Origin of the sequence: Pseudomonas sp. NCCP-436 (assembly GCF_019656335.1) — a bacterium.
GTDB lineage: Bacteria > Pseudomonadota > Gammaproteobacteria > Pseudomonadales > Pseudomonadaceae > Aquipseudomonas.
On the sequence record NZ_BPLZ01000028.1, the window covers coordinates 1 to 8,100 of the forward strand.

Below are 8,100 nucleotides of genomic sequence, written 5' to 3' on the forward strand. Positions count from 1 at the left end.
GCGAAGTCGGTCTTCATGCTGGTATTGACTCGCCACCCCACGATGCGCCGCGCAAAGACGTCGATCACGAAGGCCACATACAGCCATCCCTGCCAGGTCGACACGTAAGTGAAATCCGACACCCACAGCTGGTTGGGGCGGTTGGCCTGGAATTGGCGCTGGACACGATCCAGCGGACAGAGCGACTTGTCTCCGGCCACCGTTGTCCGCACGACCTGGCCGCGCCTTATGCCCTGCAACCCAGCTCGACGCATCAACCGCTCCACCGTGCATCTGGCTGCCTCGATGCCTTCTCGCCGGAGCTGCTTCCAAACCTTGACCGCGCCATAGCACTGCATGCTGTCATTCCACACGCGCTGGACTTCCAGGATCAGTGCCTCGTCGCGCCGAGCACGGCAGGAGCGCAATGCCGGATTGCGCAGGCGGGCCGCATGCTTGCGGTAACCGGACGGGGCGACCTGCAAGACACGGCAGATCGACTCGACCCCGAGACGGTCACGGCACTGATCGACAAATGCCCTCAGGACTTGGTGCGGCGGTCGAGCTCCGCCAGGGCAAAATACGCGCTGGCCAGACGCAGGATCTCGTTGGCCTTGCGCAATTCGCGATTCTCGCGCTCCAAGGCTTTGATGCGCTCACGCTCTTCGGTGGTTGCCCCCGGACGCTGGCCGGCGTCGGTCTGATGGCGACGAATCCAGCCATGCGTTTGCGCTGCGCAGCCGATCTTCGGCGCTATCGCCTCGATGGTCGCCCACTCGGATGGGTAGTCGTTCAGGTGCTCCAGAACCATGCGCACGGCACGTTCACAGACTTCAGGGGAGTAGGTCGTGGTCTTTCTCATGGCCTCATCTTCTCAAGAGTTGAGGCCTCCACGAGGCCCGGGGCGACTCAGAATGCTTGGAATACCATTTGGAATACCGAGTTTCGCGGATCTAGTCGGACGCTATCGGATCATCATGACGCTGAAAGTCCCGTATTTACTGGTTTCAGGCACAAAAAAAGACGTCCGAGGACGTCTTTAGATGGTTGTTTGGTGGAGCCGGGGGGATGGTCAACCGTGAATCTACGTCCCCTCTACAAGCCGCTAAATCCCAGCGCTTGAGGCCCAGCACCAGCTCTGCAGTGTCACACCCTGATGGGGCTGGTTGATGGTTCACTGAGAATCTACGTTGCTGTCGCCCCGGGTGGCAATGGGGATTTGAACCGGCGTCCGCACTTGGGGCTTGGGCTTATCCAGCAAGGCTCACCGGCTCCCTGTTCGGGTCAGGAGAAGGGCCGGCTCTACGCCCAGCGCCAGCGCAATCCGTTCGATGTTGTAGATCGTCACGTTCTTTTCGCTCCGTTCAAGCATGCCCACGTATGTACGGTGTACGCCTGCACGCTCGGCTAGCTCTTCTTGCGAGAGTCCGAGTTCTTGGCGTGTACGCCGCACATTCTCAGCAAATATGCTGACAAGGACGGATTGATGAGGCTTGATGGGCATGCGCCCACTTTTGCCAGGTGCATACTATAGGTCTACATACTATGATTGGCGGAGCGTCTGTCTGGCGGCTGTAACAGCTGAGCCTGACTGTTCAGTCTGGTACTTGTGGATAAGGATGTGTAATGAAAGTTGCAAGATATGCTTCGCTGCTATTTTGGATTCTTATTGCAAATGGCGTTATGTGGGCCGGGGGGACAACAGATTGGCTTTGTCGAGAGAAAAGTTACTATGACCCTAAAGGCGAAGGGCTCAGCTTCGAAGGGAAGTATTGTCAGGATGGGGAGTGGATGATTGCTAATACATTCTCGGGGGAGTTGGTGGTCAAGTCTCTTCGACTTCTCATCCCCGAGGGTAGCGGCCTAACGCCAGGGGTTTTCTTTCCTTACGTTTGGATTGGTTTTTATTTGCTATTGGTGCTTTCCGCAGTGATCTTCCGGCGCCGTCTGTATGTGTTTTCGGAGGGATTGATATTGGCGGTACATCGTAGGGTGTAAACAAAGGGCCGCTTCATGCGGCCCTTTGTTCTTCTTCAATCAGAAGACTTTCATTGGCTCCGTTCAGCTGTATGTAGATGGTTCGGTTATCGGCTTCTGCTCTGAAAGTCTGTGACCAGCCCGAGCTAAAAATCTCCTCGGCACCATAGTCGCTAATCAGCGTGCATGCTTCTTCGTAAGTAATGAGTTTGTGCTGCATATACACCTCTCTGCTTTGTTGGCGGGGAAATGCTAGCAGTGAGTAGGTTGGCATGTAAGTCTGTTTCTATGTCGCCGCGAGTGATATATTTAACTCGTCCAAGCTCGTAATTAAGTCAGCGGTTAGTTACTTTGACTAATCCGCTGGCTCTTTTCATTCTTCCCCGTCCTCATGGTCTTCATAGTCGTCCGCTTCGTCGTATAGCTGGTCGTCTTCGTCGTACAGCTCGTCTTGTTCCGGCCCGTCTTCGTCGATCCTCAAGTCATCGCCCGAGAAGGACGGTCTCTGATCGTCCGCGCTCGCTCCTGGGAGCCCGCTAAGCGCGATGTAAATGGCAAGTGCTACGTGACTAGCTTTCATCACTGAAAAGCTCTCCTACGCGCTCGTAGAGCGTTTTGCCGCCATCTCTCGCCGAGTCGCTGGCGTAGTCCGGAACCGTACGCTTTCCCCGGGCCTTCTTGAGGATGTCGGCGGATATTTCGTGCTCCTTGGTGCAGTACCCAGCCCACCACCGTGGATTGCTGATTGCCTCGATATGGACGGCCAGGTTGTTGAAGCGTTGCCGGTATCCCCCAGCAAGTGCCGACCTGAGCGCTTGCCTTGCCTCTTCGATGCGGTCAGCCGGGATGCGCACAATCCCGTGTAGGTGAAGCGGGTGGTTCTCGGTGCTGGCGCCGTGGGTGTACTCCAGATTGAATGCAAGGTCAGTGCTGATCCCCAGTTTTGCTAGCGTTCGCTGGATGATTCCTGCAAGGTGGTTAGCCGGGCCCCGCTTCGCATCAAGCGCCGTTGTCGCTGTGCGATGATCCAGGCGAATGGTCACGGCAACTGCGTCAGGTTGGCGGGCCAGCCAGAGCAGCCGGAAGAACTGTTTGATTTCTGCCGGCACATGCTTCGACCAGTCAGCCAGCTTGCCGGAGCCTTTCCCTGCGTATGACTGAGCCACTTGGTCGATGAAACTGATCTTGGCTTCAATCTGAGCTATCTGCTCATGGTCAAGGTCTGGGTCTAGTTCGCTAATAGCTGCTACGTTTCGCTCCCGCATGCCTTGGAAATTCGCTAGAAGCCCCGCCTTATGGGCGTTTGAGAGCCGTATGGAGCCGGCGCGTCGCTTGCTACTTTTTGCATCTACTCCAGATGGGGTAGTCGCTGGCTCAGCAGATTTTTTTGCAAGAGAGCGCTTTCTGCTGCCTGAGTCGTCAGAGGAAAAGGCTCCCCAATCCTTGGGCTTAGAAGCGTTTACTGGCAAAAAGCTTGGCTCGTGCTCTTCCTGCGAGGCCGGTTTTGCTACCGCCCGGCTGCCTTCCTTTTCGAACCTGAGTGTCAGGCAGCAGGCTATCTAACGCCGTCAGTTCGGCTTCTAGCTCTTCGTCTACCGGCACACAGTCCCTGAAACCGTCAAACATCGTTTCCATTCGTCGTCGGTCTCGCCGCGATTCCTCAGCTTCTTCGATCAGGCGCTGCTTAAAAGCCTCTATCTCAACCGGGCTTAGCTCTCGGGTCGTAATGTGCTGCATCTGTCCAATTCTCGTTGTGCTCTTCCCTCTGCCCGATTTTCAATTTCGGGTCGTCCGCAGAAAGCGCTATGGGGTCGAGTCATCGTCGTTTTTCTAAGGGTTTGACAACCGGGCCTGCGGTGTCAGGTTCGGCCCGGTGTCGGGTCGCTGTCTCGCTACTCGTGCGCCAGCTCCACTACCTCATCTTCCTCGGGGCTTCGCTCATTCAGTAGCGGATTGCCGGTGATGCGTTCTGCTGCCTCCCTGCGTTGCTGCTCTCGCATTACCCGAACGTCCTCATCGGTCATGATCCGAATGCGTAGCTCGGAAAGCTGCTCAACGTGGGTAGCCTCTGCCAGCCTTTCAAGGGGAAGGGCGCGACGGCTGACCTTCTGCGTAAGGTCGAGGGCCGTTGCCCCCGCTACAATCGTGCGCATCATCTGATAGGGCGTGCTGGTGCTGGGGGCGAGCGCTTCGAGCGTTTCCACCGTCTTTTCCCTGATCAGTCGGGCAAGGGCAATGTCCTCCAGGGCTAGCGCTGCGGCTTGCCCTTGCACCGTTTCCAAATCAAAGGCGGCATTGAGCATGTTCTGCCGGGCTTGCTCAATGAGGGCTTCGGTTGCAGCGCCAGCAACAGCGCCTCGCCGCTTGAGTATCCGCTTGGTGGTCGAGAGGGATAGGTCAAGTTGGGCTGCTATTGCCGGGCACGAGTAACCAGCTTCGCGCAGGATCACGGCCTGAGCCTCAATGTCTGGCTTTGTCTTGCGGCTCATGGCTGGTCAGTCCTCGATGATGCGGAGCGCTTTCGGGAGACCGGCCAGGGCGTTTAGCTCGTTCGAGAGTTCGTGCCAGTTGTTGCGCACGTTGTAGAGCGGGGCGCGGGACAGCATCACGATGTTCTTGAGCTGCACCGGGGCGATGTCATGAATGGTTTGGCCCTGTCTGGACAAGGCTTCAAGCGTGGCGTTGATGATGTTCTGCCGAGTTCTGGCGCGTTGGGCGCATCCGGCAGCAGGCTGATTCTTACAGGGGCGATTGGATTTAATGCCGTGAGTTCGGCAGAAGTGGTAAGCGGCGTCTTTTGTCCAACGTGAACCGTCGGAGCGAGGGGCGAAGTTATTGAGGTGGTCAGCTAGGCGGGAATAACTGCCGTTGTCGGATTGCATGAACTTGCGGGCAGCTTCTACTAGGTTGTGCATTTGTTACTCCTAAGTAACGGTGTATGAATTCGGCTCTTCGATAGGTTTACCTCGCATGTTTTTGGTTGATGGCGCTGATCGAAAAATTTCAGCGCCAAAATTTTATCGTGTGCTGTGTTTAGTGTCTAGCTGGCCAGTTGATCTTGCGCGGCTCCTGTGCACAGGGATTTCTTGGCTCGGGATACTGTTTGAGTCGAACAGTTCAAGAGGTCGGCAATCTTGCGGATGGACTTGCCTTCGGCCAGTAGTTCATGGATGCGACGATGTTTATCTTGATCGACGGGGCGTCCTTTATACATGCCGTTAGCTTTGGCTTTTTCCCTTCCCTCGGCAGTTCGGCGCTTTCTGTCTTCGTAGTCTTTTCGAGCCACTGCGGCCAGCATGTCGAGCAGCATGTCATTGATTGCGGCAAGCACTCGTCCGGTGAAAGCATCGGCTTTCGAGGGTGTAAGTAGCTGGTGAGAAGTCGGGAGGTCTAGCGCAACCACGGTCACGCCTTTCTCGTTGATTAAGCCTCGGAGTTTCTTCCAATCCGTATCGGTGAGGCGGGAGAGTCGGTCTACTTGCTCCGTAAGCAGGATGTCGCCCGGGCGGCAATCGTTGAGCAGCCGAAACAGCTCCGGGCGCTCCAGCTTTGTGCCTGACTCGTTCTCTTCGTAGAAGTTGGCGATGGTGACGCCATGCTCCTCAGCAAAGCTTTCAAGAGATGCCCTAGCTCGGCTGGCATCTTGATCGATGGTAGAGGCTCGAAGGTAGGCGCGGACAAACATCGATTGCATTCCGTTGTGTTGATTTGGTGTTGTGATAATAAGGTGTGTCCGTTTGAACGGTCAAGCGTGTCTTATCACTACGTTTTGGGATGCTTTGGTAGGGCTTTTCCCTGTCTTCGTTTGGGCATGCCTTATCGCTACAGGGCTGATGGGGCGGAGTAAATAGTCACAGGCCGTTGGCAGGGCTTGACCTGGCAATGGTGGGCGTTTAAGAATGTCGCCGTTCTTTACGCGAATAGAGCCAAGGGTCTCAACAATCCACAGGCTTAGTCGGGCGCTTAGCCAGACTCAATAATATTGCTTCGTTTTGTTCCGCAGAGAAGTTCTGCGGACCTACACATGAAGCGCGTTCCGGTCCGCAGAACTTCTCTGCGGCTGTTCCTTGGTAAAGAGCTTCTTCTCGAATGGATCCGAGGCCAAAGATTCTTGCTGATATCGATATAGAAAGCAGCAAGATCTATTTCTCATCTAATCCTATTGTGCTTCTCTGTGGCGGCTTTGTTCCTGAAAAAGATGGAGCAGATGCGCCTGAGCTTCCAGTCGCTTCACTTCGTGATGCGGTTAGTCGAAAATTCCCCCCGTACGAAATCTTTAGGCCGGAAGAAATTAAATCTTGGCAGAATGATGGCGTATTTAAGAATCTAATGGACTTTGAGTCTGACTTGGCGAGCATCTGTTCGCTTGTTGTCATTATTCTTGAAAGCGAGGGCGCAATTGCAGAGCTCGGCGCTTTTTCGCAGTTAAAGGATCTTAGTAAGAAGCTGATAGTTATTGTTTCTGATGAGCATGCAGACAAACTGTCATTCATTAATCTAGGTATTCTTCGGTATATTACTAGGGATCATGAAACCGGCGTTAAGCGCTATCCTTGGATTGTGCGTGAGCCGATCAATATACCTGATCACGTCGTTGATGATGTGATTGATGATATAAAGATTGAACTTGATGGGCTGAAGAAAAGTCAAACCCTAAGCTCTGAAAGTGACGTGCATTTGGTGGTTCTGATCTGCGAGTTGGTCAGAATGTTCGTTGCTCTTAAGGAGAGCGAGCTGATTGAATGGCTCGCTGTTTTTGGTCGAGTTGTTCATCGCGACTTGTTGAGAAGAAAGCTTTTTCTTCTTGAGCAATTTAGGATTGTTCAGCGCATTACATATAGTGATTCGGTTTTTTACGCATCAAAAGATGATGGCTTTCATCGGATAAAGTTTTCTTTTAAATCAAAAGCTCCGCTTGACTATCTTCGTGTCCAACTTGAGTGCAGGGAGTACTACGACTCTCAAAGAGCTGAGCGAAATCGTGTGAGGGCTATTCAGCAGGCTCGCTTAGGGGGCGGAAAATGAGTTCCTATGAGTTCAGGCAGGATGTTGTCGAGTTTTTCTCTGTGTCAGAGCATGATGTTTTTAGGCTTCTGCAGAGAGCTCCGCACACATACAAGCGCTATGAGATTGACAAGAAGTCTGGTGGTAAGAGGCTGGTGGCGCAACCTGCTAAAGAGACAAAAATTCTTCAGCGCTACTTGATGAGGGTTGTTTTCAATGACCTGCCTATTCATGAGTGCGCGACCGCCTATAGCTCCGGGTCTAGTGTGCGAAAGAATGCTGAGTTGCATGTTGTAAACCCATATATATCTAAGTTTGATTTTGTTGATTTTTTTGGGTCGATTAAAGAGTCTGATTTGATTCTTCATTTCTCCAGGTTTTTGGGGGGGAAGGTTTCAGAGCAAAGTATTAAGGATATTGCGCGGGTGTGCTGCATTCAGCATAAGGGGCGTGCGGATCATTGTTTGAGTATTGGGGCGCCTAGTTCTCCTGTGCTGTCTAATTCGATTATGTACGATTTTGATGAGCAGGTTGAAGCTTGGTGTAAAGAGCGTGGAATTACCTACTCAAGATATGCTGATGACTTGACTTTTTCTACTAGTGGGAAAGGTGTTTCGGCTGAAATAGAGCCAATGATTCGGGGGCTTCTCAATGATCTGCCTTATCCGAGACTTAGCTTGAATGATAAGAAAACCTTGCATCTGTCTAAGAAGGTTCAGAGAAGAGTCACGGGCGTTATATTAAACAATGAGGGTAAGCTATCTCTTGGTAGAGAAAGAAAGCGAAAGATAAGCTCAATGATTCATCGATTTTCTTTGGGGCAGCTTGATGAAAAGGACGTCTTTCAGCTGCAAGGTTTGCTGGGTTTTGCTGAAGATGTTGAGCCCTTATTTGTTTCTAGGATGCGCGGAAAATACGGAATAGGTGTTATTTCTGCTCTCTTCCAGAAGAGAAGTGAGGGGCGTATAAATAAACTTTAAAAGCGCAGGGGCTTTGCCCTGCGCTAGTCATGGTGTAGTGGTCTACTGATCCCGGACATCCATTTAGGGCGAGAATGCTTGCCATAGAGAGGTGTCTGATGACCAAACAACGTCGTTCCTTTACGCCCGAGTTCAAGCGAGAGGCCGCCGGCCTGGTGCT

The 8,100-nt window shown here is 53.0% G+C and carries 10 protein-coding genes, 1 pseudogene and 1 other annotated feature; of the genes and pseudogenes, 3 read left to right on the top strand and 8 right to left on the bottom strand.

What is annotated here, in order from left to right; translation table 11 throughout:
- Positions 1-841: pseudogene (locus tag NCCP436_RS17305) on the bottom strand (IS3 family transposase); the annotation flags it as partial.
- Positions 450-566 (bottom strand) — a sequence feature (AL1L pseudoknot). (Overlaps the previous pseudogene by 117 nt.)
- Positions 842-1,243: 402 nt before the next feature.
- The gene (locus NCCP436_RS17310) at positions 1,244-1,483 is read right to left on the bottom strand and encodes a helix-turn-helix domain-containing protein (protein ID WP_127429813.1); all 240 of its coding nucleotides are present in this window, start codon (positions 1,481-1,483) and stop codon (positions 1,244-1,246) included.
- A 122-nt stretch (positions 1,484-1,605) separates the two neighbouring features.
- On the opposite strand from NCCP436_RS17310, the gene NCCP436_RS17315 reads away from it, so the two are divergent.
- Complete coding sequence (locus tag NCCP436_RS17315; RefSeq protein ID WP_220805211.1) at positions 1,606-1,977, top strand: hypothetical protein; 372 nt, start codon at positions 1,606-1,608, stop codon at positions 1,975-1,977.
- 13 nt (positions 1,978-1,990) lie between these two features.
- Here NCCP436_RS17315 and NCCP436_RS17320 read toward each other — a convergent pair whose 3' ends face one another.
- From NCCP436_RS17320 to NCCP436_RS17345, 6 genes are all read right to left on the bottom strand, one after another.
- The gene (locus tag NCCP436_RS17320) at positions 1,991-2,176 is read right to left on the bottom strand and encodes a hypothetical protein (RefSeq protein ID WP_220805212.1); all 186 of its coding nucleotides are present in this window, start codon (positions 2,174-2,176) and stop codon (positions 1,991-1,993) included.
- A 349-nt stretch (positions 2,177-2,525) separates the two neighbouring features.
- Positions 2,526-3,221, bottom strand: coding sequence for a hypothetical protein (locus tag NCCP436_RS17325; RefSeq protein ID WP_220805213.1), 696 nt, complete (start codon positions 3,219-3,221; stop codon positions 2,526-2,528).
- 184 nt (positions 3,222-3,405) lie between these two features.
- Positions 3,406-3,693 carry a hypothetical protein gene (locus NCCP436_RS17330; protein WP_220805214.1) on the bottom strand — a complete coding sequence of 96 codons (288 nt, stop codon included), beginning with the start codon at positions 3,691-3,693 and terminating at the stop codon, positions 3,406-3,408.
- Between the two features lie 155 nt (positions 3,694-3,848).
- Positions 3,849-4,445: a helix-turn-helix domain-containing protein gene (locus NCCP436_RS17335; protein WP_220805215.1), complete on the bottom strand. Its 597-nt coding sequence runs from the start codon at positions 4,443-4,445 to the stop codon at positions 3,849-3,851.
- 6 nt (positions 4,446-4,451) lie between these two features.
- Positions 4,452-4,871, bottom strand: a complete 420-nt coding sequence (locus NCCP436_RS17340) for a hypothetical protein (protein WP_023105507.1) — start codon at positions 4,869-4,871, stop codon at positions 4,452-4,454.
- Between the two features lie 125 nt (positions 4,872-4,996).
- Positions 4,997-5,641 carry a recombinase family protein gene (locus NCCP436_RS17345; protein ID WP_220805216.1) on the bottom strand — a complete coding sequence of 215 codons (645 nt, stop codon included), beginning with the start codon at positions 5,639-5,641 and terminating at the stop codon, positions 4,997-4,999.
- A 404-nt stretch (positions 5,642-6,045) separates the two neighbouring features.
- On the opposite strand from NCCP436_RS17345, the gene NCCP436_RS17350 reads away from it, so the two are divergent.
- Together NCCP436_RS17350 and NCCP436_RS17355 are read left to right on the top strand one after the other, a co-directional pair.
- Positions 6,046-6,981, top strand: coding sequence for a retron St85 family effector protein (locus tag NCCP436_RS17350; protein ID WP_220805217.1), 936 nt, complete (start codon positions 6,046-6,048; stop codon positions 6,979-6,981).
- Entirely contained in the window at positions 6,978-7,940 is a 963-nt protein-coding gene (locus NCCP436_RS17355) for a retron St85 family RNA-directed DNA polymerase (protein ID WP_220805218.1), read from the top strand. Before NCCP436_RS17350 ends, NCCP436_RS17355 begins: the two co-directional genes overlap by 4 nt.
- The last annotated feature ends 160 nt before the right edge of the window (positions 7,941-8,100 follow it).